The sequence below is a fragment of the Brucella pseudintermedia genome, from assembly GCF_008932435.1.
Lineage (GTDB): Bacteria > Pseudomonadota > Alphaproteobacteria > Rhizobiales > Rhizobiaceae > Brucella > Brucella pseudintermedia.
The window spans coordinates 217,610-242,058 of the sequence record NZ_WBWE01000004.1; the positions used below are offsets into that span (position 1 = coordinate 217,610).

Consider the following 24,449-nt stretch of genomic DNA (forward strand, 5'->3'; position numbering starts at 1 on the left):
TAGAGATTCAGGATGTCGCGTAAAAATTCTCAGGACGACCTTGCAAATGGCTTTGCGAAGGCTTCCTTCAGCCGTCGTGGCTTTATTATAGGTGCGAGCGCCATTGCGTTGTCGGGCTGTGTTTCGGCTGTATCGCAGCCGACTCAACCGGCGAAAAAACTGCCTCAACCAGCGCCTTCGCGACCCGTGCCGCTGATGTACCAGGCGTTGCCTGACGAGCAGTTTCCTATCCCTGCTGTCGATACGAGCAAGGTCGATCCCAAATTTTGGCGGCAGGAAGTCGAGTACCCGACGGACGAAGTGAAAGGCACTGTCATCGTCGATACGCCGAACAAGTATCTTTATCATGTACTCGGTAATGGCCGGGCCATGCGCTATGGTATCGGGGTGGGGCGCGACGGTTTTGCTTGGGCGGGACGCGCAAAGATCGCTTATAAGCGCCAGTGGCCGCGCTGGACGCCGCCGGATGAGATGGTCGCTCGCCAGCCATCGCTGGAGCCCTACAGCATTGCCAATGGCGGAATGCCCCCCGGGATTAAGAACCCGCTTGGTGCAAGAGCGATGTATATCCACAAGGATGGGCGCGATACGCTTTACCGCATCCATGGATCGCCGGAAGCCTGGAGCATCGGTAAGGCTGTGTCGTCAGGATGTATACGCATGCTCAATCAGGATGTGATCGATCTATATAATAATGTGCGTGATGGCAGCACGATCGTCGTGATACCCGATCCAAGCAAAGGCCAACAGGTTGTGAGCTGATTAAAATACAAAGGGCGCGAATTTCGCGCCCTTTGTGCTCCATGTGCTTTGGGGCACAAGGCTTAATAGGCATATTCCAGAAAGATCGGGTCGACCGATCCCGCCCAAACGCTGTTATATGCTTTCAGCATACGCTCGGCATCAGTCACACCGGCGGCGACGATCTCCTCAAGCGGCGCGAGGAAGTGGGTTTCGTCATGACCTTCACTGTTGAGCTTGTTGCGGTTCAAAAGGCCCAGACGAGAGATTTTTAAAGTCTCGCGGGCGATCTGTTCCAATGGCTTGCCGCGGAAGGTTGTGTTCAATGCCTTGGCTGGAACTTCGTTGCGAAGCGCAAGCACTTCTTCATACGTCCAGTCCTTGGTCAGAAGCTCGGCGGCTGTCAGGGCTTCTTCGTCATAGAGCAAACCCACCCAATAGGCTGGAAGGGCACAAATGCGGCGCCATGGCCCCCCATCGGCGCCACGCATCTCCAGGAAGCGCTTCAGGCGCACTTCAGGGAAAAGAGTGGAAAGGTGGTTGGTCCAGTCGCCCATATTGGGCAGCGGATCACTTACCTCGCCTTTAAGTGCACCGTTCATGAACTGGCGGAAGGTGACATGCGTGCAGTCATGATAATGGCCGTCGCGCAGAATGAAGTACATCGGGACGTCGAGCGCCCATTCAACATAGTCGGCAAAACCAAAATTTTCCGAAAAGACGAAAGGCAGCACGCCCGAACGCTGATTGTCGGTATCGCGCCAGATACTCGACCGCCAGGATAGCAGGCGGTTCGGCTTGCCTTCCGTGAATGGAGAACTGGCGAAAAGTGCTGTCGCCACCGATTGCAGTTTCATCGAAACCTGCATCTTGCGGCGCATGTCCCGTTCAGAACTGAAATCCAGATTCACCTGAATGGTTGAAGTGCGATACATCATGTCCAGACCTTCATGCCCGACTTTGGGCATGTAGTTGGTCATGATCTTGTAGCGCGATTTCGGCATGACGGGCGTTTCGGTCAAGGTCCATTTCGGGCTGCCGCCGACACCCAAAAAGCGAATTCCCAGTGGTTCTGCTATTTCGCGGACCTGTGAAAGATGCGCGTTCACTTCCCGGCATGTCTGATGAATGGTGGAGAGCGGTGCACCGGAAAGCTCGAACTGGCCACCCGGCTCAAGCGAAATTGCGCCTTGTCCGGTTGGTTCCACCAAGCCGATGATGTTGCCTTCATCGATAATGGGCTCCCAGCCTAGCTTGGCCTGCATGCCTTCGAGGATGGCTTTGATGCCGCGCGGCCCCTCATAAGGGACTGGACTGTTATCGGCCGTATAGAATGGAAATTTTTCATGCTCGGTGCCGATACGCCAGGCGTCCTTGGGCTTGCATCCGCCAGCCAGATAATCTGCCAGTTGTTCAACGCCCGTCAGTGCCGTTTCGTCCGTCGTATCGCGCGCCATGCAGTCTGTCCCTAGTCGATTTTTCGCGTTTCAGCGTGATTGGACAAATTTGTCAAATCGCGCAAGTCAATTCCATTGAACATCATGTTTCGAGAACGTCATCCTGCATTGCGCCAGTCTCCGAGCACCGATTGTACCAAAGCCATGGCGGCGACGGCTGCGGTATCAGCGCGCAGGATTCGCGGGCCGAGCGGAATAGCCGTTACGTATGGAAGCCCTCGCAGTGTCTGGCGTTCGCCTTCCGAAAAACCGCCTTCGGGCCCGATCAACAACGCGGCGGGGCCGGGCTTCATGGCCTGCAAGATAGTCAGCGGATCGTCCGATTCGTGCCCTTCATCGCAGAAGATCAGGTGACGGGTCTCATCCCAGTGTTCGATGAAGCGGTCAAAGCGGATGGCTTCGCAGCATTCAGGCAAGGAAAGAACGCCGCATTGTTCCGCAGCCTCTATCGCATTGGCTCTGACGCGGTCAGTTCCCAGTTTCGGAATCTGGGTATGCTGTGTAATAACCGGTTGCAGGACGCCAGCGCCCATCTCCACGGCTTTTTGCACCATATAGTCCAGCCGACCCTGTTTCAGCGGGGCGAAGCAATAGATCAGGTCACTGGCCGGCGGCTGTGGACGCGTTTGCTCGAAGGGCTCAAGGAAAAGCCGCTTTTTACCCTCCGGTCTCAGCCGTGATTTCCATTCACCGTCACGGCCATTGAAGGTCAGAATTTCGTCACCGTCCTTCAATCGCAGAACATGCGTAAGATAATGTCCGGCTTGTGAAGCGACCTCAACCCGGCTACCAGATTCGAGATCGTTTTCAACATATAGTCTCTGCATTTTGTAATTTGCGCGCATGTCAGCATCGATGGCAGAGGGCAGGGGCGGCGGTCAAGCGCCTTGGCGACGCATGATGAGGCAATTGATGAGCATTCCTACACAAACAATTGATGGGAAATATCAGCCAAGTTGCAATTAACTAGATTGTATCCATATAGGTATGAAGCTATCTATTTGAATGGAATTGATGTGATGAAACAAGCGTGGGTCGAATTCGCGCCGCTTCTTGCCAGTACCGCCAGAGGATGGCGGAAAGCTTTCGATGCGGCGATGGCGGAACATGGTCTTTCCGACGCGAAAGCCATACCGCTGATGATCCTCTTGCGGCATGGAGATCGTGTTCCTCAAGGTGTGCTGGCCGAAAGGGTCGGGATCGAAGGGGCAACGATTGTCCGGGTCGTCGACGAGTTGGAAAGGGACGGCCTGATCCAGCGGATTGCCGATGATGCTGATCGTCGCGTCAAGCTCATCCAACTGACAGAGGATGGCCGCGCTCTTGCCGCCGAGGTGGAAAAGTCTGCTGCCCGTCTTCGCGCTTTTTTCCTTGGCGATTTCGATTCCGATGCGGTCGATGTCGCCATGGAAGTCTTGCGCAAGCTGAATGAGAAATTTGAAATATAGTCTTTCTGATCGGCCGTCTGACCGGAAAGGCGCATTGCGTTCAACCGGTGCCCCCCCAAGCCATGACGAAACCAGCCGAAACAACCCCGAAATTTTGGGATGTCGTCTTTTCATTGAAGACTTTCGCTGCGGGCATGCTGGCGCTTTGGATCGGCTTGATGGCCAATCTGCCCAATCCTTACTGGTCCATTGCGGCAGTTTATATCGTTGCGCATCCGTTGTCCGGGGCCACCACGTCAAAAGGATTCTACCGCCTCATCGGTACGATCATCGGCGGCGCGGTGACCGTTCTATTCGTGCCGCATCTGGTCAATTCGCCTGAAATCCTAACATTGGCCATCGGGCTCTGGATGGGGCTTTGCCTTGCAATCAGCCTGCTTGACGGCACTCCGCGCAGCTATCTGTTCATGCTTGCCGGTTATACGGTGGCAATCGCCAGCTTTGCCGTTGTTTCCGTGCCGGAAACGACGTTCGACTATGCTGTGGGCCGCGTGGAAGAAATCGCGATCGGCATTATTTGCGCTGCCGTCGTCAATCGTCTCGTCTTTCCGCGCCATAGCGGTCCGGTACTCGTCAGCCGTATCGATAACTGGCTGCGGGATGGTTCAAAGCTCGCGCTGGCGAGCCTGCGAGGAGAGGGTGCCACGCCGGAATTCCTTCGGGATCGTCAGCGTCTGGCAGCCGATGCGCTTGAGCTGCGCAATCTGACGACGCATGTTGCCTATGACACCTCATCGATCAGAAATGTTGGTGCGCTGCTGCATGTGCTGCAGCAGCGTATGGTGGCTGTTCTTCCAATCATATCGAGCTTGCATGACGTGCTGGCGCTGAAGCCCGATGAAAACGCGCAGCCCTGGCATCCTGCTGTACAGAAGCTCTTGGACGAAGCTTGCGACTGGATAGAAAGCGGCGAGAACCTGACGGAGGAACGCCGCACCGTTCTGTTGCGATTGATCGAAGATATAGATCGGCACGGGAAGGATGCGACGCGCTGGGACGAATTGCTGCCTTTCAACGTCGCTGCTCGCGTTCGCGATCTGATCCAGATATGGAGCGATTGCATCACGTTGCGCCAGGATATCCTGTCGGGTTCGCGGCATTCGCTGCGGTGGCGTCGCTACGACGCCCATCTGAAAGCTCGCCCCATGCATCGCGACTACGGCATGGCCTTTCTATCGGGCTTTTCGGCTCTTCTGGCTACCTGCGTGGCGACCGCCTTCTGGATCGCCAGCGGCTGGTCCCAAGGCAGCGCCGCAGCCATGATGGCGGGCATCTTCTGCTGCATCTTCGCTACCATGGACGATCCTGTGCCTGTGATGCGCAAGTTCAACTGGCTGCTCCTGATCGTTATTGCGGCTGCTTTCATTTTTGAGTTTGCGCTACTGCCGCTTGTCGATGGCTTCTTCCCACTGGTTCTGGTGTTGGGGCTGTTCCTCATTCCGGCAGGTCTGCTGCTTGCCACTCCATCGCAATTTCTGCTGGGAATGGTTCTTTGCGTAAACTTGCCGAACATGCTCATGCTGCAAGGCCATCTGACCCACGATTTTGTGAGTTTTGCCAATGCCAATCTGGCCACGGTTTTGGGGATCGTTATCGCTGCGGTCGTAACCTCGATTGTACGATCGGTGGGTGCGGAATGGAGCGTTCGTCGTCTCATCAGGGCGGGATGGAACGACATCGCGCTTGCTGCTGAACGTGGCCCGGGACGACATCGCCGCCAGCGCATGAACCGCTTGCTGCTGCGCATGATCGACCGCATCGGCATGATGACGCCCCGTCTGGCGCTTGTTGCGGCGGCTGACGTCGCGAAGGTCGATCTGCTGCGCGATCTGCGAAATGGCATGAACACGATCGATCTTCAGCAATATCGTACCAAACTGCCTGAAAACTGCCGGGCGGCTGTCGATGCAGTTCTGGATGGTGTCGGTGCGCATTACCGGGCCTTGGCCAATAGGCCGCAGGAGGCTGGTGAAATCGACAGAAATCTGCTCGCCTCCATCGATCAGGCGATCACGGCCATTATTGAGAGCGGATCGCCAGCGATTGCCAAGCGCACGAGAATGGCGCTGGTCGCGCTACGCTTCAATCTTTTCCCAAAAGCGCCACCTTTTGCCTTGCCGCCGCGTCCGCTGATGGACCTTCCGCAAGCAGCATGAAGACAATGTGATTTGTGATGCAACCTGAACTCGACATTTACGGAATCTACATTCCTACCCTCGGCGTGCTGGCGCTCGGAGCCTATTTCGCAAACTCGATCATGCAACGGCTTCTGGCGCGCGCCCGCTTCTATCGTTTCGTATGGCACCGGCCTTTGTTCGATGCTGCCATGTATTTTTGCATTCTCGGCTCAGCAGCCGTCATCCTCAATGGAATACCGCTATGAAAAAGCTCTTTGCCCATTCAGGCCGTGTGTTTGTAACCCTCGTCATGGTCACGATGGCAGGGCTTCTTGGCTGGCATTTATGGGACTACTACATGAATGCGCCTTGGACCCGTGACGGCAAGATCCGTGCAGATGTTGTGCGTGTCGCGCCGGATGTTTCAGGACTGGTTGGCGAAGTGCTTGTCCACGACAACGAGGCGGTTCATCGCGGCGACGTGATCTTCCGCATTGATCAGGCCCGATACAAGCTCGCCCTGCAAACGGCAGAAGCAAAGGTCGATAGCAGCAAGGCGGCGCTCGACATGGCCAACCGTGATCTGGTTCGCTATCGCCAACTCAACGATACGACCGTGACTCGCCAGAAGCTCGAACAGATTGAAACGACGGCCCAGCAGGCGCAAGCTGCTTATCGGCAAGCGCAACTGGACCGTGATCTCGCAGCGCTCAATCTGGACCGGTCGTCGGTGAAAGCGCCCGTAAACGGTGTGGTGACCAACTTCTCGCTTCAGCCGGGCGATTATGTTTCCGCCGGTTCGGCGGTGACGGCTCTCGTTGATACGGATTCCTATTATGTTTCCGGCTATTTTGAAGAAAATAAGCTCGAACGTATCCGGGTGGGCGATCCGGTGGTGATCGATATCATGGGCAGCAAGGTTCAGCTCAAGGGGAAGGTCGAAGGTATCGCCGGAGGAATAGAGGATCGCGAGCGTAGCGATTCATCGAGCTTGCTTGCGAATGTTTCGCCGACATTCAACTGGGTGCGGCTGGCGCAGCGCGTGCCGGTGCGCGTGAAACTTGAGGATGTGCCGGACAGCGTGCACCTCGTTGCAGGCCGAACGGTAAGCGTTTCGGTCGTGAACTGATCAACGATCCGGCTGTCGCCGGACTCTTTTCCGTGATACCGAGTGTGAAAGTCGGCAGGGGATATCATGGGCGTGCTGGTCGTTCAAAACTACAAAGGGTCGGGGTTGGGACAGATTGAACCCGTCCTGACAGATGCGGGCTTTTCCATCGATCTGCGTCATCCCTATGATGGGGATACGCTACCGGTGGACGACGATGGATATCAGGCCTTGATCGTTCTTGGCGGTGAGCAGAACGCGCTCGCCGACGATGAATGTCCTTATTTCCCGCATCTGCTGGAACTTATACGCAGATTTGGCAGCAGCGATAAGGCCGCTCTCGGCATTTGTCTGGGCAGCCAACTCATAGCGCGCGCATATGGTGGCGAGAACATTCTTGACCGACCCATGGAGTTCGGCTGGCGGGAGGTTCGGCTTACGGAAAATGGCAAGAGCGATCCGGTCCTGTCCGCGGCAGGTGATGCCTTTCCAATCTTTCACTGGCATCGCGATACGTTTTCGCTGCCGAAGGATGCAATCCACATGGCAACGAGCGATATGACGCCTCATCAAGCCTATCGTATCGGACGTGCCGTCTATGGCACGCAGTTCCATTTTGAGGCAGACACACAACTCGTAGCCGAATGGAACGATCAGCTTGGCGGTCTGATATCGAGCTTTGCTCCGGAATGGGCAGTGCAGTATCCCGCGCTTGCAGGGACATTCGGAGTAGGAGCGGATGCTGCCGGCGCTGCATTGGCAAGGGCTTGGGTAAGCCAGATCTAGAGGTTTCGTAACGGCGCCTTAACCTTAAGTCGCTGTTTTGCGTTGCCCCTTTGCCACAGCGTGCAGCCAATCAGTTCTGCCCTTCAAAAAAGCGGTGATCCGGCCGGAACCGTTCAGTTGCGGGTAACTTTTTTCGGGTGTAACTGAACGCCGTCCCCCGGGCAGCGACCGAACGGGCAAGGCTGATCGCCGTGCTCCCAAGTGGCGGCTCGTCTAAAGAACTTTGTCCGGCCCAGTCGAAAGAGTTTCCGAATATGACCGCCAAGCATGCCGCTCTTCTTACCGTTCTGATGGTTTCCGCGATTGTGTTCATGGCGGTCGGCATATTCACCGTCGATGCGGGCAACAATGCGATGTCTACAGACGGTTACGGCATTTCCAGCGCGCACTAAGCGCTTTTTCTCGCTTCAATAAAACGCTTTTCCGCGCCATCGATCACGATGGCTGAAAGCTGGCCGCTTTTCCATGCATAAGTATCGAGATTGACCCTGTTGGGCTGAATATCGATAGCGCTCTGCGGTGTATGACCGTGGATGACGACTTTTTCGAATGGTTCTGTCCATTTCAGGAAGGCGGTACGAATCCAGATCAGTTCCTCGGGATCTTGTGCATCGAGTGACACTGTGGGATTGACGCCGGCATGACAGAAGAAGAAGTCGCCGAAATCGACTGAGCGGGGCATGGTGCGGATGAAGTCTATATGACTTTGCGGAACGGCTTTGACGAGCGCGGCATGACCGCGGCGCGCTGAATCTGCATCGGTAAAATCAACTTCCACACCATAGGATCGAGCGGTATCGACGCCGCCATGCAGTGCGAATATCCCCGCAACGTCTCCCGTCGCGAGATAGGTGAGAAAACCGTCGTCGTGATTGCCAAGCAGCGAAATCACGCGTTCGTCCCGTTCCGACGCGTCGATCAGGAAATCCAGCACGTCCTTCGATTTCGGGCCGCGATCGATATAATCGCCCAGATGAATGATGCGCCAGTCATGGACAGGACGGCGATCAAGGTCGGCACGGATGAGCCCATGCATGTCCTCCAACAAGTCGAGACGGCCGTGCACGTCGCCAATTGCATAAAGCCGTATCCCGTAGGGCGCTCTCGCATCCTTGAAAACTACACTCATTCGCTATCGTCTTCTTTCATGTCTTTGCTTGCTTTCACGCCGGCCCGCTGCCGATAGCGCAGGCGCGAGACACGTTCGCGTTCTTCGTGAAGCTCGCGATCATGCGTTGCCTGCTCAACGAAACGTATGTGTTTTTGTACCGCTTCGCGCGCTGCCTGCGGATTTCCGGCCATGACTGCATCGTAAATGGCCCGGTGCTGCGACAAAAACATGTCAGCGACGCCAGGATAGCTGTAGATGAGACCGCGATTGTAGAAAACGCCATCCTTCAGCAGTTGATAGCACGACCGCAAGGTGTGTAGCAGAACGATATTATGAGCGGCCTCGCCGATGGCATTGTGCAATTCCACGTCGAGACGCGCTTCCGTGTCGAAGTCACTGACGCCATGAGCCTTTTCCATGGCTTCCATGATTTCGGTCAAAAGCGCCTTGTCTGCCGGTGTAGCTCGCAAGGCGGCATATTCGGCGGCAATACTTTCAATTTCCCGGCGATATTCGAGATAATCTGCGGTCGCCTTGCGGTGATCGGCAAACAGCTTCACGACAGGAGCGCTGAATACCTGTCCAATCACGTCCGCGACAAATGTGCCTCCTCCATGGCGGGAAACGAGAAGTTCGGCGGCCTCCAGTCTCTTCAGGGCGTCGCGCAGGATGGGACGCGAAATATCGAATTGGCGCGCCAGCTCGCGTTCACCGGGAAGGCGGTCACCGCCACGCAGAACGCCCTCGAGGATAAGCGTTTCGATCTGGCGCACAACATCATCTGCGGTGCGGCTAGCCTGTATGCGTGAAAAAATTGTTTCCGCCATGCCCTTTGAAGCCTCTCTGTGACGGCGGCAAAGTAGCCGTTAGCCCCATATCCGGCAACGGAATATATCGAAATTGAAAGCCCGGTTCATAATACAACCGGGCTTTCATGGTTGATCGTCAAAAAATGATCAGGCTTTGTTGCGCTTGCGTGTTGCGACGAGCACGAAAAGTCCTGCGACCACACCATACATCGCCCATTTGAAGGGAAGCGCGTCTGCGGTCTCGCTACGGATAGGCAGTACGGTCACGGTGCCGGGACGGCTTTCCACGCCGGGTTTGCCTTCGGCTTTGGCCTGCTCGATCTGCTGAGGAGAAACGACCCATTCGGCGCCACGCGATTTGTCATAGACCATGAAGCCGCAGCCAACGATCACGGCGACGATGATTGCGAGAATAAAGCGTACAGGTGTGTTCATCATTTTTTCCAGAAATCAGGACAAGGGGAGGAGGCATCCGATTCGCTTGAATAGCGGATTGCTCTGGGAGATAAGCCTTTTAGAATCAAAAGCTTAGTCAGCTTTATATGCTGTCACGCTAATAGAGCGTGCGTGACTTACTAACCGACGAATGAAAGCCAGTCTATTTCTTTGCTATTTCGTGTGGAGACGTTCCACTCTCCCAATAGGGAACAGGGCCATAAAGATCGGCGAGATAGTCGATGAACAGTCGGACCTTCGCCGGAAGAAACTGTTTCGATGGATAGACGGCATGAATTGCAACGTTGCGAGAAGCCGCATAGTCGGGCAGAACCTGTACCAGCTTTCCGGCTGCAAGTTCGGGTCCGATATCCCAGGTCGATCGTTGCGCGATGCCAAGGCCCGCCAGAACTGCCTCCCGCACCATCTCGCTGGAATTGGTTTGCAGCGGTCCTACCGGGCGAATGACGATCGGCCCTTTGGGGCCTTCCAGTCGCCACGGGTCGTTGTTGTGCGGGGCCAGGCAGATATGGTTTTGCAGATCCTCAATCGTCTGCGGTGTACCACGTTCCACGACATAGTCCGGTGATGCAACGAGGATGCGGCGCACGGGTGCAAGCCGACGCGCGACGAGGGTTGAATCGGACAGTTCAGCGATACGGATAGCAAGATCGTATCCATCCCCCACAATATCCACCATCTCGTCCGTGAGCTGCATATTGACAGTAAGATCGGCGTTGGCGCGCATGAACGGCACAAGATAGGGGGCAATGTGCATACGCCCGAAAGTCGTTGGGGCCGAAATTTTCAATGTACCCCGTGCATCAGCAGAACGGCGGGCGACAAAGGCTTCCGCTTCCTCGATGTTGGACAGAATTGCGAGCACACGCTCATGATAGCCCTGACCGGCCTCGGTAAGTGCGATCTGTCGGGTTGTACGTTGAAGTAAGCGGGTTCCCAACCGCTCTTCCAAACGTCCGAGACGTTTGGATACGACTGCGGGAGAAAGACCCAGATCACGAGCGGCGGCGGACATGCTGCCCGTCGCCACGACGCGGGCAAAGATTTCCATATCGGCCAGACTGCTCATCATGTTCTGCTATCCCGCTTGCTGCTGCATTTGCTAATGCTTTTGATTTTAAAAGCATCTAGCCGAGCGTCAGGAAACTAGGCAAGCAATTATGCCGCAGCGTGGAAACTGTTTAGCTGATGTCTAAAGTGGTAAAAATGATTTACCACTTGACGAAAACGGTATGGAATGCACTTTGGCCATGCAAGTGGTGGAGGAGAATATGAGCGGACTCATAATGCCGGAGCCGGATGCATCGGTCATGGAACGGCGTGAGCAGATCGTGGCGGACCTGCGCGGCATCGTGCCGGGCGAAGGCGTTGTCGATGCGATCAATGCGATGCGCGTATTCGAGAGCGACGGTCTGACGGCACATCGCTCGCTGCCGCTGGTGGTTGTGCTCCCCGAAACCGTCGATCAGGTTGCGCGGGTTCTGCGCTATTGTCACGACAATAACGTTCGTCTTGTGCCACGAGGGGCGGGGACCTCGCTCTCCGGCGGGTCCATGCCGTTGCAGGACGCCGTGCTTCTGGTGATGTCGCGTTTCAACCGCATTCTGGAAATCGATTATCCCAACCGTGTCGCCGTGGTGCAGCCTGGCGTGACCAATCTCGGCATTACCAAGGCCGTCGAACACGAGGGTTTTTATTACGCGCCTGATCCGTCGTCGCAGATTGCCTGCTCTATCGGCGGAAACGTCGCTGAAAATGCGGGTGGCGTGCACTGCCTGAAATATGGTCTCACCGCCAATAATGTTCTGGGCATTGAAATGGTGTTGATTACCGGCGAGGTGATCCGGCTCGGGGGCAAGCATCTCGATAGCGAGGGCTACGATCTTCTTGGTCTGATGACCGGTTCGGAAGGGCTGCTCGGCGTCGTGACGGAAATTACTGTGCGCATCCTGCAAAAGCCGGAGACGGCGCGCGCCGTCATGGTCGGTTTTCCCTCCAGCGAACAGGCGGGCCAGTGCGTCGCCGACATTATCGGCGCGGGCATCATCCCCGGCGGCATGGAGATGATGGACCGGCCAGCCATCAAGGCTGCGGAGGATTTCGTACGGGTCGGCTATCCGCTGGATGTGGAGGCGCTGCTGATTGTCGAACTCGATGGGCCGCCGGTTGAGGTGGATTATCTCATTGGACGAGTCGAAGCGCTGGCACTGAAAAATGGCTCCACAACTTGTATCCTGTCCCAGTCGGAAGAACAGCGACTGGCTTTCTGGGCCGGGCGCAAGGCCGCTTTTCCAGCAGTGGGGCGCATCTCGCCGGACTATCTATGCATGGACGGCACCATTCCCCGCAAGGAGCTTCCACGCGTGCTGTCAGGCATGCGCGACCTGTCGGAAAAATACGGATTGCGGGTGGCCAATGTGTTCCATGCGGGCGACGGCAATCTGCACCCGTTGATCCTCTATGATGCGAATATCCCTGGCGAACTGGAAGCGGCGGAAGATTTTGGTGCGGACATTTTGCGGCTTTGCGTGAAAGTTGGCGGCGTTCTCACGGGCGAACATGGGGTCGGCATTGAAAAGCGCGATTTGATGCTGGAAATGTTCAACGAAATCGATCTCGACCAGCAAATGCGCGTCAAGTGCGCCTTCGATGCCAAGCATCTCCTCAATCCCGGTAAGGTCTTTCCGCAATTGCGTCGCTGCGCCGAGCTTGGGCGTATGCATGTGCGTCGTGGTGAGCTGGCTTTCCCGGACATTCCCCGGTTCTGATCTTTGGTTTGGATTATGAGTGATACAACTATTCTGAAGCCGCAGGACGAAGCGGGTGTTCTGGAGGCGGTGCAAGAAGCGCTGGCGGGCTCCATTCCGCTGGAGATTATTGGTCACGGTTCGAAGCGTGGCATCGGTCATCACGTCGATGCGGGTCGTATACTGGACGTGTCCGGGCTCACCGGCGTGACCCTGTATGAACCGGACGAGCTGGTGCTTTCCGCCAAGGCCGGAACACCGCTGTCCGAAATCGAAAAACTTCTGGCCGACAACAACCAGTGCTTTCATTTCGAGCCGATGGACTATGGTCCGCTGCTATCGGGTGAAAGTGGCCGCGGCACGATTGGTGGCGTGCTTGCCGCCAATCTTTCGGGGCCACGCCGTCTTAAGGCAGGCGCTGCGCGCGATCACGTGCTCGGTGTGCGTGTCGTGTCCGGGCGCGGCGAAGTTTTCAAGTCCGGCGGGCGCGTGGTCAAGAACGTGACCGGTTATGATTTGTCCAAAGGGATGGCGAATTCCTGGGGTACGCTGGGCGTCGCCACCGAGGTGACGTTCAAGGTCCTGCCGAAGCCGGAAACGGCGGCGACGCTTGCCGTACGCGGTTTGACCGATGAGCAGGCGGTGCGTGTCATGGCCCTTGCCATGGGGTCGCGCGAGGAGGTTGCTTCCGCAGCGCATCTGCCGCCGACGGTTGCCAATCGCTTTCTTGGAGGGAAGCTCGGCTGGGACGCGGCAACCGTGTTACGGCTTGAAGGCTTCGCACCTTCGGTGGGGCATCGCAGCAAGCAATTGCGGTCATTGCTTGGCGGATCGGTCGATGTGCTCGATGAAGCGCAGTCGCACCAGCTTTGGCGCGAAGTGCGCGACGTCCTGCCTTATGCCAATGCAGGGGACAACCGAGCTGTCTGGCGTGTTTCGATGGCTCCGATGCAGGGCTGGCGAATGGTGGACGAGTTCCGCCGCCATGCCGGCGCGGATGCCTATTACGACTGGCAAGGTGGGCTGATCTGGATGCGGATGGAAGCCGATCCGGAAGCACAAACTTTGCGCAAGCTCATTGCCAAATATGGCGGTGGCCACGCGACGCTCGTGCGTGCACCGGAGCAGGTTCGCGCCAATGTCGAGGTGTTCGAGCCGCAACCAGCAGCGCTTGCCGCACTTTCGCAGCGGCTGAAACATCAGTTCGATCCGGAAAACATCCTCAATCCGGGGCGTATGCATCCCCGTCAGGCTGGAGCTTGAAACCATGCAGACCCATTTCAGCCCCGCGCAATTGCGTGATCCCGGCGTCAGTGAAGCGGAAAAAATTCTGCGCAAGTGCGTGCATTGTGGATTTTGTACCGCCACATGCCCGACTTATGTGACGCTCGGCAATGAACTCGACAGTCCGCGCGGGCGCATCTATCTCATCAAGGACATGCTGGAAAATGGTCGTCCGGCGGATGAGGAAATCGTGCGCCATGTGGACCGATGCCTGTCCTGCCTTTCCTGCATGACGACTTGCCCGTCGGGCGTCAATTATATGCACCTGGTCGACCATGCGCGCGCGCATATTGAGAAGACGTACAAACGTCCCTTCATGAACCGCTTCCTGCGCGGGATATTGGCGCAGGTTTTGCCTTATCCGAGCCGTTTTCGCGCTGCGCTGAAGCTTGCAAAGCTCGGCAAGCCGTTCGCATCGCTCTTCCGCAACAGCCAGACCTTGCGTCCGATCGCAGCCATGCTCGATCTTGCGCCGCAGAATTTGCCAGCGGCTGTCCCTATCGAAACCGTCAGTGCCGCCAAGGGCGAAAAGCGTGGCCGCGTGGCAATCCTCAACGGTTGTGCACAACCAGTACTCAATCCAGGCATCAATGCTGCGACCTTGCGTCTTCTGAACCGCTTCGGCATTGAAGTTGTGACCCCAAAGGGGGAGGGCTGTTGCGGTTCGCTGGTGCATCACATGGGGCGCGAAGAGCAGGCGCTTGAGCAGGCTCGGCACAATGTCGACGTCTGGACGCGCGAAATCGAAGCCGGGGGGCTAGATGCAATCATTGTCACGGCGTCGGGTTGCGGGACGACCATCAAGGATTATGGTTACATGTTGCGGCTGGACCCTGCTTATAGCGAGAAAGCTGCGCGCGTGTCGTCACTGGCCAAGGACATCACCGAATATCTCGCCAGCATTGAGTTGCCAGAACCGGACGTGCCTCAAGCCTTGACGGTTGCCTATCATTCCGCCTGCTCCATGCAACACGGGCAAAAAATTACACGCCAACCGAAGGACCTGCTCTCAAGGGCAGGCTTCAAGGTGAAAGAGCCGCTTGAGGGGCATCTATGCTGCGGGTCGGCGGGTACTTACAATATCATGCAGCCGGAGATCGCCACAAAACTTCGCGACCGCAAGGTCAAGAATATTGAGGCAACGGGCGCCGATCTGATTGCCACCGGCAATATCGGCTGCATGACGCAGATTGCTACGGGCAGCAAACTGCCCATCGTTCACACGGTGGAACTGATAGACTGGGCTTATGGCGGGCCGAAGCCGCAGGGATTGTCGCAAGTGGCAGCATGAAAAAACCGGGCGATTGCCCGGTTTTTGCCGTCTGTTCAACCAGCGGAGAATGTACTTGGATTCGGACCTATCCGTCCATCGGCCTTGTCCAGCTTCGTAATGGCATCATGATCGGTTCCGTTGAGGCGGAAATCGAAAATATCGAAGTTTTCCTTGATTCGGGCAGGCGTGACAGATTTCGGAATGACGATATTGCCGGTTTCGATGTGCCAGCGCAGTATGACTTGTGCAACCGACTTGCCGTGCTTTTCAGCGATGGTCCTCAGCGTGGCATCTTCCAGTATCTTGCCCTGCCCGAGCGGGCTCCACGCTTCCGTTGCGATGTTGTGCTTGCCGTGGAACAGACGCAACTCGTCCTGCTGAAATTGCGGATGCAGTTCAATCTGATTGAGAACGGGCGTTACGCCGCTTTCCTTGATGACGCGTTCCAGGTCGGCTGTGCGAAAATTGGACACGCCGATGGATCTCGCTCGCCCTTCTTCTTTCAACTTCACAAACGCGCGCCATGTTTCCATGAAGAGATCTTTTGAAGGCGTCGGCCAATGGATGAGATAGAGATCGACATAGTCGGTGCCGAGCTTTTTCAGGCTTGCGTCGAACGCTTTCAGCGTCGATTCATAACCTTGCTCGCTATTCCACAGTTTCGTGGTGAGGAAAATGTCGCTGCGCGCGAAGCCGGAATTTGCGATCGCCTTGCCCACGCCTTCTTCGTTGCCGTAGATGGCAGCGGTATCGATATGGCGATATCCTGCTTTCAATGCTTCGCTGACAGCGGCGACCGCCTCGTCGTTGCCCACTTGCCAGACACCGTAACCGAGCTGCGGGATGTGATTTCCGTCGTTCAGTTTAACCATCGGTACGGTCATGTTTTATCCTTTCCCTCGAAGCCCCTGACGCGGGGTTAGTCCCTCGATGCGCCAGAACGCTATTCAACCTGCATGCCGGGTCTTCTCCCGGCACGAACTGCCATCTGGCAGTTCTTTTGATATCTCTTTGGACTTTGCCACGGTCAGCATATGGGTGTTCGCGGGAAAAGGAAAAGCCCTTTCAATCATGTTTCCAAATCTGCGATCATTCTTTCTGTGCAGAAATTTTGGTCGTTTCAGATTTATGAAAATAATGCGACCGCCCGGCAATGGGGCGGTCGCAAGCAGCTTAAATAAGCTGATTGTTCTAACGGACAACGACCTTCGTGCCGACCGGAACTCGTTCGTAAAGATCGGTCACGTCTTCATTGCGCATCCGAATACAGCCGGACGACATTGCCTTGCCGATGGTCCAGGGTTGATTGGTCCCGTGGATGCGGTAAAGCGTGGAGCCGAGATAAAGGGCGCGCGCGCCAAGCGGATTATTGATGCCGCCTTGCATACGCGCGGGCAGGATGCGCCCCTTCTTTCGTTCGCGGGCGATCATTGTCTTCGGTGGTGTCCAGGTCGGCCATTCGGCCTTGCGGCTGATGCGCTGGGAACCCTTCCAGCTAAATCCCTGTTTTCCGACACCAACACCATAGCGCATGGCCTTGCCGTCGGATTGTACGAGATAAAGGAAGCGTTTGCCCGTATCGATAACGATCGTGCCAGGTCTTTCATTTCCTGAATAGGAAACCGTCTGCGGCAGATAAGCCGGGTCGATCTGGTGCTTTCGCACGGTGGTGACAGGATTTGCAGCCGGGCGCTGGTATGAAACCTGGCGATAGCTCGATTTGGTTCTCTGTTTCTGTCTGGCGGCGACGCGCGGTACCGGCTGCTGAGTTTGCGGCACGGCTTTGATACGGGCAGGTTGCCCCTGTAACTGGGCAACCCATGGCGCGGAGAGATCGGGGCTCACGCTCACTGGCGGGAGCGTTGCGTAGCGATCATTGGCAAACGCCATGCCAGTGCTGACGATGGAAACGGCAATCGCCGCAAGCGATCCGATTAAAAGAAGATGACGTGGTTTCATGATCCAAATCCGTCTCTTTGCGCCGGAAATCATTTGTGGCGCAGTTGCCCAGTGCAGCTCCTGCCATCCGTTGTCAGGAGAGCGGCCCTCATGCTCGTGTGGGGATTGTGCGCCGGAATGGAATCGTAAAGGTAAATTTCGCTCGCGTGTTCCGCCAGAGAACCCTACCAATTAAAGTTGTGGTTAGTGGCAAGTTGCGCGACATAATTAATTATGGATGAAGCTTGAGAGGCGGAGCAATGAACGATGTTGCAGAGGCAAGAACCGGTCTGATCGTCGGCGCCGATGGAATGACCCGTTGCTTCTGGCCGGGCGCGTTGCCGGACTATCTTGCCTATCATGACAATGAATGGGGTGTTCCTGTTTCAGACGATTTCCGGCTGTTCGAGAAGATCTGTCTTGAAGGTTTCCAGTCCGGACTGTCGTGGCTGACAATCTTGCGAAAGCGGGAGAATTTTCGCGCTGCTTTCGATGGCTTCGATTTCCATAGGGTCGCCCGCTATGGGCAGGCGGATGTGGAGCGCCTTCTGGCTGACAAAGGCATTGTGCGGCACCGAGGCAAGATTGAATCGACAATCAATAATGCCAAACGCGCAATTGAACTCGTTGCGGAGAAAGGTTCATTGGCAGCATATTTCTGGTCTTTCGAGCCTGATGCAAAAGACCGTCCCGCTGTCGTGGATTACCCAACTTTGATTGCCAATCCAAAAACCGAGACTTCGATCCGCATTTCCAAAGACCTGAAGAAACGCGGCTGGTCCTTTGTCGGGCCAACGACGGTTTATGCCTTCATGCAGGCTATGGGACTCGTGAACGATCATATTGAAGGCTGTCATTGCCGGACGCACATCGAAAAATTGCGACAGAGTTTCAAAAGACCCGGTTAGGTCGGCGATTGCTAAGCAGCGCCATTTCTGCGAGAAACATCCACTTCTGAAAGATGGGAGATGGTCATGGACTTGGTGTCGTTGTGGGCATTCGCCGGGATTCTGGTTGTGGCGGCGGGCACGCCAGGGCCGAACGTCGGCGCGCTGGTGGCTCGCGTCATCAGTCGTGGCCACAAGGGCGTCTTTCCATTCATGTTTGGTCTGTGGCTCGGGGATGCTGTCTGGCTTTCATTGGCGGTCTGGGGACTGGCCGCGCTGGCCAATACATTTCACACAGCATTTCTCATTCTCAAATATGCGGGTGTTGCCTACCTGATCTATCTTTCGTGGAAGATGTGGATCGCCCCGGTTGATGAAGTTTCCGATGAAAGCGCCATTCCCCGTCAGAGTGAAGCAGGGAGGCTTTTTCTGAGCGCGCTGGCGATTACGCTCGGCAATCCCAAGATCATGGTGTTCTACCTCGCCATTCTGCCGACGGTGGTCGACATCACGCATGTGTCCCTTGTGGGTTGGGGCGAATTGCTGCTGGTCATGTTCGTCGTTCTCGCCGCGGTTGATACGGCGTGGGTAGTACTTGCAGCGCAGGCGCGGCGGTTTCTTCGCAGCCCGCGCATGATGCGGATTGCCAACAGAACCAGCGCCGGCATGATGGCAGGAGCAGCAGTCGCCATTGCGACACGCTGAACATCCTCCCCGCACTTGCCGCAACGGACTTGATCGGTTAGGAAACCGGCAACAGAATTGGTGCCGGTTCCAATCGGCAATATGTACAAATCAGCGATCAGGCGGGAAAAATGGCCGATAAAGCGGACAAGATGAAGGCGCGGTTGCCGCGCGGGTTTGTCGATCGGGTGCCGGATGATTTGCGCGCCGCCGAAAAGATGATGGCGACCATCCGTGAAGTTTATGACCTCTATGGCTTCGAGCCGGTGGAAACGCCGCTTGTGGAATATACGGATGCGCTCGGAAAATTTCTGCCGGATCAGGATCGTCCGAACGAAGGCGTGTTTTCCTTTCAGGACGACGACGAACAATGGCTGTCGCTGCGCTATGACTTGACGGCGCCGCTCGCGCGTTACGTCGCCGAAAACTTTGAGTCATTGCCGAAGCCGTATCGCAGCTACCGCAATGGCTGGGTGTTCCGCAACGAAAAGCCGGGTCCGGGCCGTTTCCGCCAGTTCATGCAGTTCGACGCCGACACGGTCGGTGCGCCGAACGTGTCGGCCGATGCCGAAATGTGCATGATGATGGCCGACACGCTGGAGCGTCTCGGCATTCGGCGCGGGGATTATGTGATCCGCGTCAATAACCGCAAGGTGCTGGACGGCGTGCTGGATTCTATCGGGCTTCAGGGCGAGGGCAATGCTGCAAAGCGCCTCAATGTGCTGCGAGCTATCGACAAGCTCGACAAGTTTGGCCCTGAAGGTGTTCGCTTGCTGCTCGGCAAGGGGCGTCTCGACGAAAGCGGTGATTTCACCAAGGGTGCTGAACTCTCTGACGCCTCGATTGAAAAGATACTGGCTTTCACTGTGGCGGGCGGTGCCACTGGGTCGGAAACGATTGCCAATCTCCGCGCTGTTGTGGGGGGTAACGCCAAGGGCGAAGAAGGCGTAGCCGAACTCGCTGACATGCAGGCGTTGTTCTCGGCGGGCGGCTACGATGGCCGCGTGAAAATCGATCCGTCCGTCGTGCGCGGTCTCGAATATTACACCGGCCCGGTCTTCGAAGCAGAGCTTCTGTTCGACGTGACCAATGAAGATGGTCAGAAGGTGGTGTTCGGTTCCGTAGGCGGCGGCGGCCGTTATGACGGTCTGGTGTCGCGCTTCCGTGGTGAGCCGGTTCCCGCAACGGGCTTTTCCATCGGCGTTTCACGTCTGATGACGGCTTTGAAGAACCTCGGCAAGCTGGACGTTTCCGATGTGGTCGGTCCAGTGGTAGTTCTGGTCATGGACAAGGACTCACAAAGCCTTGGCCGCTATCAAAAGATGGTTTCCGATCTGCGTCAGGCAGGTATCCGCGCCGAAATGTATGTCGGTGGCTCCGGCATGAAGGCGCAGATGAAATACGCCGACCGGCGTGAGGCGCCTTGCGTCATCATTCAGGGCTCTCAGGAACGCGAGGCCGGTGAGGTGCAGATCAAGGATCTGGTCGAGGGCAAGCGGCTTTCCGCCGAGATCGAGGACAATGTGACCTGGCGCGAGAGCCGCCCGGCGCAGATCACGGTCAAGGAAGAAGGGCTTGTCGAGGCCGTCCGCGAAATCCTTGCCAGTCAGGCGCGGGATCGCGCAGAACAATCGAAGTGACGGAAGCCATGGCTGGATCGAGCTCGCCCGGTATTCTCAATTCTCTTCGTGCCACCCTTGATGCGCGTGAAGCCGAACTTGTCGAAATTCCGCTGATTCAGCCGGCTGATCCATTTCTGGATATGGCGGGCGAGGATTTGCGCCGCCGTATTTTCCTGACCGAAAACGAGAATGGTGACAGCCTGTGCCTGCGACCGGAATTTACCATTCCTGTTTGTCGCAATCACATCGCCCTTAACGCTGCCACGCCGAAGCGTTACGCCTATCTGGGCGAAGTGTTCCGCCAGCGCCGGGACGGTGCGGCTGAATTTCTTCAAGCCGGTATCGAAGATTTAGGCGCTTCCGATGAAGCGGCTTCGGACGCCCGTTCTATCGCCGATGCTCTGGTCTGTGTTCGCGCGGTTGTTCCGGAAGCTGCGCTCGAGATCGTTTTGGGAGACCAATCCGTCTTTGCCGGCATGCTGAAGGCGCTGGGCTTGCCGCAAGGATGGCGCAAGAAACTTTTGCGTTCCTTCGGTGATGCCGGATCAATGGAACAGGTGCTTGCTGAACTGACGGGCGCACAGCGACGTGATCCATTGCCGGAAACACTTGCGGTTCTTGTCGCTGAAGGGGACGAATCCGGGCTTGCGCGCATGCTGGAAGCAGAAATGCTTGAAGCTGGTATCTCGCCCGGCGCAGGTCGTTCTCCTGCCGAGATCGCCCGGCGGTTGATCGAAAAGGAAGACTTGGCGGCTACGCGCTTTCCGGCATCGGCGCTCGATCTCCTGAAACAGTTTCTCGAAATGCGCGTCTCGCTTGATTCCGCAGCCATTACCTTGCGAGCATTCGCTTCGGAACACGCTCTTGACCTGGCAGCGGTGCTGCAGAAGTTTGAAGCACGCAGTGATGCCATTGCAAATGCAGGCATTGCCACCAAAGACATTATCTATGATGCATCCTTCGGGCGTCCGCTCGATTACTATACCGGTCTCGTTTACGAAATTCGGGCTGAGGGCGTCGAGAAAGACGGCATTCTCGCGGGCGGTGGCCGCTATGATCGGCTTCTGACCATGCTTGGCGCTTCGGAAAATATTCCCGGCGTTGGCTTTTCTATCTGGCTCGACCGGTTGCAGATGCTGGCGGGAGAGAAAAAATGAGTGTGACGCTGGCACTGCCTTCCAAAGGGCGATTGAAGGAGCAGACGCTCGCTGTGCTTCAAAGAGCGGGTTACAACGTGATACTGCCGGACGACTCGCGGAATTATCGCGCGCGCGTTGAGGGCGTACCGGATCTTGATATTCTGTTCCTTTCCGCTTCCGAAATAGCCCGCGAGCTGGGATATGGCAGCGTCGATCTTGGTGTGACGGGCGAAGACCTCGTTCGCGAGACGCTGGCGCGCTCGGAGGAGCGCGTGGCTATCGAAGCGGAACTTGGTTTCGGTCACGCTGATGTTGTCGTGGCCGTCCCGGAAGTCTGGCGCGATGTGACCAGCATGGCCGATCTGGACGACGTGGCTGCGGATTTCCGCCAGCGTCACGGGCGTCGGCTTCGTATTGCCACCAAATACTGGCGGCTGACGCAGCAGTTCTTTTCGCAGAAGCATGGGATTCAGGTTTATCGCATCGTGGAAAGCCTTGGCGCGACCGAAGGGGCCCCCGCGGCTGGCTCTGCCGATATGATCGTGGATATTACGTCGACCGGCTCCACGTTGCGGGCAAACCGGCTTAAGGTTCTGGAAGACGGCGTTATCCTGCGCTCGCAAGCCTGCCTCGTCTCCGCGCATCGAAGCCGGGAGAATGCACGCGTTACGGAAGTTGCCAACCGCATCCGCAAGGGATTGAGCGATTAATTTTTCCGCGTAGCAATCGTGAAATAAGAAAAACCGCGCCTTTTCATGGCGCGGTTTTTGTTATCGTGCTTGGAACGCTTGATCAGCCGCGCTTGGCGTCAATCGAGAGCGCGCCTGCGCCATGCAGGGCGAGGATGAACAGGCCGCCAGCAATTGCGAGATTCTTCTGCGCCATCATGGCGTTCATGCCTTGTGAGAAATCCATATGAGCCACGAGCGTCGCACCGATGGTGAAGAGACCGACAACGGCGGCTGCGATACGGGTCTGAAAACCAACGAGAATTGCGAGGCCGCCTACGAATTCAACCAGACCGACGATAACAGCCGTAACGGTTGGGAGTGGGAGGCCAAGGCCAGCAAAGTAACCCGCGGTGCCCGAAATGGCAGTGAGCTTGCCGTAGCCGGCAATGATGAAGAGGATCGAAAGAAAGATGCGGGCAATGAGCGTAACAACGCCATTGGACTGTGGAGTGATAGAGGACATGGGGGCTATCTCCTGTTGAACTGCGGCATCAATTAACGATTGCTGACTGTCAAAGAAAGCCGTCTAATCCTCGACAGTTTGTTTACAATATGAATACCAATTCACTCCGGCGCAATCATTCTCTCCGCGCGAACCAATCGCTCATAGTCTTCTTCCGTCACGAGACCGCTCGCCAGCGCTTCTTCGCGCAAAGTCGTTCCGTTTTTATGTGCGGTCTTGGCGATCTTGGCCGCGTTGTCATAGCCGATAGCGGGAGCGAGCGCCGTGACGAGCATCAGCGAACGATCCAATAGTTCCTTGATTCGGCCCCGGTTCGGTTCGATTCCTTCCACACAATGATCGGCAAACGACACCATCGCGTCGCTGAGAATACGGATCGATTGCAGGACATTATATGCGATCACCGGCTTGAACACGTTGAGTTCAAAGTGTCCCTGGCTGGCAGCAACCGTAATTGTCGCCTGATTGCCGAACACCTGTGTTGCCACCATTGTCAAAGCTTCGGCCTGTGTCGGGTTAACCTTGCCCGGCATGATGGACGACCCCGGTTCGTTTTCCGGCAATGCCAGTTCTCCAAGGCCGGAACGCGGGCCTGAGCCCAGGAAACGAATGTCGTTGGCGATCTTGAAAAGATCTGCTGCCAAGGCGTTCAAGCTGCCATGGAAGTTGAGAATGGCGCCATGGCTGGCGAGCGCTTCGAATTTGTTGGGTGCCGTCTTGAAGGGAAGCCCCGTTATTTCGCTCACCGCTTCGGCAAAACCCGTATCGAAGCCGATTGGCGCGTTGAGGCCAGTGCCGACTGCCGTTCCGCCTTGGGCGAGCAAAAAGACGTCGGCGAGTGATTGCTCGATACGACGGCGTGCATATTCCAATGCGGCGCGGTAGCCAGAAAACTCCTGTCCGAGTGTGACAGGCGTTGCGTCTTGCGTATGCGTGCGACCGATCTTGATAATATCCCTGAACGTTTCTTCCTTGGCCTTGAGCGCTTCGGTCAGCTGTTCCAGCGCCGGATACAGCCGGTTGACCGCCTCGACCGCCGTGGCGATATGGATTGCTGTCGGGAAACTGTCATTGGACGATTGGCTCATATTTACATGGTCATTGGGATGGACCGGTTTCTTGGAGCCCATCTCACCGCCGAGAAGCTCGATAGCCCGATTTGAAATGACCTCATTGGCATTCATATTGGATTGCGTGCCGGAGCCCGTCTGCCAGACGACCAACGGGAAATGATCATCGAGTTTACCCTCAATGACCTCTGAGGCCGCTACCGCAATTACCTGACCAAGAACCGGATCGAGCTTTCCCAGTGCAATATTGGTTTCTGCTGCCGCGCGTTTGACGACGCCCAGCGCATGAACCAATGGCAGTGGCATGCGCTCCCCACCGATTTTGAAATTTTGCAGCGAGCGTTGGGTCTGGGCGCCCCAGTAGCGGTCCGCAGGAACATCAATCGGTCCGAAAGTGTCTGTTTCGGTTCGCGTAGCGGTCATCTGTGGTCTCCGACTGACTTGGACTCGGAAGCGAGCCTTATAATGAATATATCACCGCCATTTACAGACGGCTGATGTTTCTTCGTGAAACTTTAAGGTACAATCATTTGATAAAATATGACTGAGAGAGTCAATTTTTATTGATTATCCGCAAT

Annotated in this window: 25 protein-coding genes; 15 read left to right on the forward strand and 10 right to left on the reverse strand. The window is 56.3% G+C overall.

Annotated elements, in window-relative coordinates; translation table 11 throughout:
* Positions 1-12: 12 nt before the first annotated feature.
* On the forward strand, positions 13-762 hold the full coding sequence (locus F9K78_RS07225) for a L,D-transpeptidase (protein WP_121981021.1): 750 nt from the start codon (positions 13-15) through the stop codon (positions 760-762).
* A 62-nt stretch (positions 763-824) separates the two neighbouring features.
* On the opposite strand, the gene F9K78_RS07230 is transcribed toward F9K78_RS07225, so the two are convergent.
* Positions 825-2,198, reverse strand: a complete 1,374-nt coding sequence (locus F9K78_RS07230; protein ID WP_121986273.1) for a glutamate--cysteine ligase — start codon at positions 2,196-2,198, stop codon at positions 825-827.
* A 98-nt stretch (positions 2,199-2,296) separates the two neighbouring features.
* Positions 2,297-3,043 carry a 16S rRNA (uracil(1498)-N(3))-methyltransferase gene (locus tag F9K78_RS07235; RefSeq protein ID WP_121986274.1) on the reverse strand — a complete coding sequence of 249 codons (747 nt, stop codon included), beginning with the start codon at positions 3,041-3,043 and terminating at the stop codon, positions 2,297-2,299.
* A gap of 174 nt (positions 3,044-3,217) precedes the next feature.
* Here F9K78_RS07235 and F9K78_RS07240 point away from each other — a divergent pair, with 174 nt between their 5' ends.
* The 6 genes from F9K78_RS07240 to F9K78_RS21855 all read left to right on the forward strand — a co-directional run bounded on the left by F9K78_RS07240 (position 3,218) and on the right by F9K78_RS21855 (position 8,049).
* The gene (locus F9K78_RS07240; RefSeq protein WP_121986275.1) at positions 3,218-3,646 is read left to right on the forward strand and encodes a MarR family winged helix-turn-helix transcriptional regulator; all 429 of its coding nucleotides are present in this window, start codon (positions 3,218-3,220) and stop codon (positions 3,644-3,646) included.
* A 62-nt stretch (positions 3,647-3,708) separates the two neighbouring features.
* The gene (locus F9K78_RS07245) at positions 3,709-5,802 is read left to right on the forward strand and encodes an FUSC family protein (RefSeq protein ID WP_121986276.1); all 2,094 of its coding nucleotides are present in this window, start codon (positions 3,709-3,711) and stop codon (positions 5,800-5,802) included.
* A 17-nt stretch (positions 5,803-5,819) separates the two neighbouring features.
* Positions 5,820-6,029, forward strand: a complete 210-nt coding sequence (locus F9K78_RS07250) for a DUF1656 domain-containing protein (protein ID WP_121981016.1) — start codon at positions 5,820-5,822, stop codon at positions 6,027-6,029.
* Positions 6,026-6,892 carry an efflux RND transporter periplasmic adaptor subunit gene (locus F9K78_RS07255; RefSeq protein ID WP_121981015.1) on the forward strand — a complete coding sequence of 289 codons (867 nt, stop codon included), beginning with the start codon at positions 6,026-6,028 and terminating at the stop codon, positions 6,890-6,892. The genes F9K78_RS07250 and F9K78_RS07255 overlap by 4 nt, the downstream gene beginning before the upstream one ends.
* Before the next feature lie 66 nt (positions 6,893-6,958).
* The gene (locus F9K78_RS07260) at positions 6,959-7,657 is read left to right on the forward strand and encodes a type 1 glutamine amidotransferase (protein WP_121986277.1); all 699 of its coding nucleotides are present in this window, start codon (positions 6,959-6,961) and stop codon (positions 7,655-7,657) included.
* Between the two features lie 254 nt (positions 7,658-7,911).
* On the forward strand, positions 7,912-8,049 hold the full coding sequence (locus F9K78_RS21855) for a hypothetical protein (RefSeq protein WP_010660970.1): 138 nt from the start codon (positions 7,912-7,914) through the stop codon (positions 8,047-8,049).
* Here F9K78_RS21855 and F9K78_RS07265 read toward each other — a convergent pair.
* The 4 genes from F9K78_RS07265 to F9K78_RS07280 all read right to left on the reverse strand — a co-directional run bounded on the left by F9K78_RS07265 (position 8,046) and on the right by F9K78_RS07280 (position 11,105).
* Positions 8,046-8,786, reverse strand: coding sequence for a metallophosphoesterase (locus tag F9K78_RS07265; protein ID WP_121986278.1), 741 nt, complete (start codon positions 8,784-8,786; stop codon positions 8,046-8,048). The genes F9K78_RS21855 and F9K78_RS07265 overlap by 4 nt on opposite strands.
* The gene (locus F9K78_RS07270) at positions 8,783-9,595 is read right to left on the reverse strand and encodes an FCD domain-containing protein (RefSeq protein ID WP_121986279.1); all 813 of its coding nucleotides are present in this window, start codon (positions 9,593-9,595) and stop codon (positions 8,783-8,785) included. The genes F9K78_RS07265 and F9K78_RS07270 overlap by 4 nt, the downstream gene beginning before the upstream one ends.
* A 129-nt stretch (positions 9,596-9,724) precedes the next feature.
* On the reverse strand, positions 9,725-10,012 hold the full coding sequence (locus F9K78_RS07275) for a hypothetical protein (RefSeq protein ID WP_121981011.1): 288 nt from the start codon (positions 10,010-10,012) through the stop codon (positions 9,725-9,727).
* A gap of 163 nt (positions 10,013-10,175) precedes the next feature.
* Positions 10,176-11,105, reverse strand: coding sequence for a LysR family transcriptional regulator (locus F9K78_RS07280; protein WP_121981010.1), 930 nt, complete (start codon positions 11,103-11,105; stop codon positions 10,176-10,178).
* Between the two features lie 199 nt (positions 11,106-11,304).
* On the opposite strand from F9K78_RS07280, the gene F9K78_RS07285 reads away from it, so the two are divergent.
* Genes F9K78_RS07285 through glcF form a run of 3 tightly spaced genes read left to right on the forward strand, consistent with a single transcriptional unit; the run spans position 11,305 to position 15,355 of the window.
* A complete protein-coding gene (locus F9K78_RS07285; protein ID WP_121981009.1) occupies positions 11,305-12,801 on the forward strand; it encodes an FAD-linked oxidase C-terminal domain-containing protein in 1,497 nt (498 codons plus the stop codon).
* 15 nt (positions 12,802-12,816) lie between these two features.
* Positions 12,817-14,043: a glycolate oxidase subunit GlcE gene (glcE, locus tag F9K78_RS07290; RefSeq protein WP_121986280.1), complete on the forward strand. Its 1,227-nt coding sequence runs from the start codon at positions 12,817-12,819 to the stop codon at positions 14,041-14,043.
* 4 nt (positions 14,044-14,047) lie between these two features.
* A complete protein-coding gene (gene glcF, locus F9K78_RS07295; protein WP_121986281.1) occupies positions 14,048-15,355 on the forward strand; it encodes a glycolate oxidase subunit GlcF in 1,308 nt (435 codons plus the stop codon).
* Between the two features lie 35 nt (positions 15,356-15,390).
* Here the strand turns inward: glcF and F9K78_RS07300 are convergent, their stop codons facing one another.
* A complete protein-coding gene (locus F9K78_RS07300) occupies positions 15,391-16,221 on the reverse strand; it encodes an aldo/keto reductase (RefSeq protein WP_121986282.1) in 831 nt (276 codons plus the stop codon).
* 307 nt (positions 16,222-16,528) lie between these two features.
* The gene (locus tag F9K78_RS07305; RefSeq protein WP_121986357.1) at positions 16,529-17,296 is read right to left on the reverse strand and encodes a L,D-transpeptidase; all 768 of its coding nucleotides are present in this window, start codon (positions 17,294-17,296) and stop codon (positions 16,529-16,531) included.
* A gap of 239 nt (positions 17,297-17,535) precedes the next feature.
* Here F9K78_RS07305 and F9K78_RS07310 point away from each other — a divergent pair, with 239 nt between their 5' ends.
* The 5 genes from F9K78_RS07310 (at position 17,536) to hisG (ending at position 22,317) form a co-directional block, all read left to right on the forward strand.
* Positions 17,536-18,183 carry a DNA-3-methyladenine glycosylase I gene (locus tag F9K78_RS07310; protein WP_121981005.1) on the forward strand — a complete coding sequence of 216 codons (648 nt, stop codon included), beginning with the start codon at positions 17,536-17,538 and terminating at the stop codon, positions 18,181-18,183.
* Positions 18,184-18,249: 66 nt separating this feature from the next.
* A complete protein-coding gene (locus tag F9K78_RS07315; protein ID WP_121986283.1) occupies positions 18,250-18,867 on the forward strand; it encodes a LysE family translocator in 618 nt (205 codons plus the stop codon).
* Positions 18,868-18,977: 110 nt separating this feature from the next.
* Positions 18,978-20,486: a histidine--tRNA ligase gene (gene hisS / locus F9K78_RS07320; protein ID WP_121986284.1), complete on the forward strand. Its 1,509-nt coding sequence runs from the start codon at positions 18,978-18,980 to the stop codon at positions 20,484-20,486.
* An 8-nt stretch (positions 20,487-20,494) separates the two neighbouring features.
* Positions 20,495-21,625 carry an ATP phosphoribosyltransferase regulatory subunit gene (locus F9K78_RS07325; RefSeq protein WP_121986285.1) on the forward strand — a complete coding sequence of 377 codons (1,131 nt, stop codon included), beginning with the start codon at positions 20,495-20,497 and terminating at the stop codon, positions 21,623-21,625.
* A complete protein-coding gene (gene hisG / locus F9K78_RS07330; RefSeq protein WP_121986286.1) occupies positions 21,622-22,317 on the forward strand; it encodes an ATP phosphoribosyltransferase in 696 nt (231 codons plus the stop codon). Before F9K78_RS07325 ends, hisG begins: the two co-directional genes overlap by 4 nt.
* Positions 22,318-22,399: 82 nt before the next feature.
* On the opposite strand, the gene F9K78_RS07335 is transcribed toward hisG, so the two are convergent.
* Both F9K78_RS07335 and fumC read right to left on the reverse strand, forming a co-directional pair.
* Positions 22,400-22,801: a DoxX family protein gene (locus F9K78_RS07335; protein ID WP_121981002.1), complete on the reverse strand. Its 402-nt coding sequence runs from the start codon at positions 22,799-22,801 to the stop codon at positions 22,400-22,402.
* Positions 22,802-22,902: 101 nt separating this feature from the next.
* Complete coding sequence (gene fumC / locus F9K78_RS07340) at positions 22,903-24,294, reverse strand: class II fumarate hydratase (protein ID WP_151682113.1); 1,392 nt, start codon at positions 24,292-24,294, stop codon at positions 22,903-22,905.
* Positions 24,295-24,449: the final 155 nt, after the last annotated feature.

Bases quoted from the DNA above. Each gene is read 5' to 3' on its own strand.
- F9K78_RS07225 (WP_121981021.1), top strand. From the start codon at position 13: ATGTCGCGTAAAAATTCTCAGGACGACCTTGCAAATGGCTTTGCGAAG.
- F9K78_RS07230 (WP_121986273.1), bottom strand. From the start codon at position 2,198: ATGGCGCGCGATACGACGGACGAAACGGCACTGACGGGCGTTGAACAA.
- F9K78_RS07235 (WP_121986274.1), bottom strand. From the start codon at position 3,043: ATGCGCGCAAATTACAAAATGCAGAGACTATATGTTGAAAACGATCTC.
- F9K78_RS07240 (WP_121986275.1), top strand. From the start codon at position 3,218: ATGAAACAAGCGTGGGTCGAATTCGCGCCGCTTCTTGCCAGTACCGCC.
- F9K78_RS07245 (WP_121986276.1), top strand. From the start codon at position 3,709: ATGACGAAACCAGCCGAAACAACCCCGAAATTTTGGGATGTCGTCTTT.
- F9K78_RS07250 (WP_121981016.1), top strand. From the start codon at position 5,820: ATGCAACCTGAACTCGACATTTACGGAATCTACATTCCTACCCTCGGC.
- F9K78_RS07255 (WP_121981015.1), top strand. From the start codon at position 6,026: ATGAAAAAGCTCTTTGCCCATTCAGGCCGTGTGTTTGTAACCCTCGTC.
- F9K78_RS07260 (WP_121986277.1), top strand. From the start codon at position 6,959: ATGGGCGTGCTGGTCGTTCAAAACTACAAAGGGTCGGGGTTGGGACAG.
- F9K78_RS21855 (WP_010660970.1), top strand. From the start codon at position 7,912: ATGACCGCCAAGCATGCCGCTCTTCTTACCGTTCTGATGGTTTCCGCG.
- F9K78_RS07265 (WP_121986278.1), bottom strand. From the start codon at position 8,786: ATGAGTGTAGTTTTCAAGGATGCGAGAGCGCCCTACGGGATACGGCTT.
- F9K78_RS07270 (WP_121986279.1), bottom strand. From the start codon at position 9,595: ATGGCGGAAACAATTTTTTCACGCATACAGGCTAGCCGCACCGCAGAT.
- F9K78_RS07275 (WP_121981011.1), bottom strand. From the start codon at position 10,012: ATGAACACACCTGTACGCTTTATTCTCGCAATCATCGTCGCCGTGATC.
- F9K78_RS07280 (WP_121981010.1), bottom strand. From the start codon at position 11,105: ATGATGAGCAGTCTGGCCGATATGGAAATCTTTGCCCGCGTCGTGGCG.
- F9K78_RS07285 (WP_121981009.1), top strand. From the start codon at position 11,305: ATGAGCGGACTCATAATGCCGGAGCCGGATGCATCGGTCATGGAACGG.
- glcE (WP_121986280.1), top strand. From the start codon at position 12,817: ATGAGTGATACAACTATTCTGAAGCCGCAGGACGAAGCGGGTGTTCTG.
- glcF (WP_121986281.1), top strand. From the start codon at position 14,048: ATGCAGACCCATTTCAGCCCCGCGCAATTGCGTGATCCCGGCGTCAGT.
- F9K78_RS07300 (WP_121986282.1), bottom strand. From the start codon at position 16,221: ATGACCGTACCGATGGTTAAACTGAACGACGGAAATCACATCCCGCAG.
- F9K78_RS07305 (WP_121986357.1), bottom strand. From the start codon at position 17,296: ATGAAACCACGTCATCTTCTTTTAATCGGATCGCTTGCGGCGATTGCC.
- F9K78_RS07310 (WP_121981005.1), top strand. From the start codon at position 17,536: ATGAACGATGTTGCAGAGGCAAGAACCGGTCTGATCGTCGGCGCCGAT.
- F9K78_RS07315 (WP_121986283.1), top strand. From the start codon at position 18,250: ATGGACTTGGTGTCGTTGTGGGCATTCGCCGGGATTCTGGTTGTGGCG.
- hisS (WP_121986284.1), top strand. From the start codon at position 18,978: ATGGCCGATAAAGCGGACAAGATGAAGGCGCGGTTGCCGCGCGGGTTT.
- F9K78_RS07325 (WP_121986285.1), top strand. From the start codon at position 20,495: ATGGCTGGATCGAGCTCGCCCGGTATTCTCAATTCTCTTCGTGCCACC.
- hisG (WP_121986286.1), top strand. From the start codon at position 21,622: ATGAGTGTGACGCTGGCACTGCCTTCCAAAGGGCGATTGAAGGAGCAG.
- F9K78_RS07335 (WP_121981002.1), bottom strand. From the start codon at position 22,801: ATGTCCTCTATCACTCCACAGTCCAATGGCGTTGTTACGCTCATTGCC.
- fumC (WP_151682113.1), bottom strand. From the start codon at position 24,294: ATGACCGCTACGCGAACCGAAACAGACACTTTCGGACCGATTGATGTT.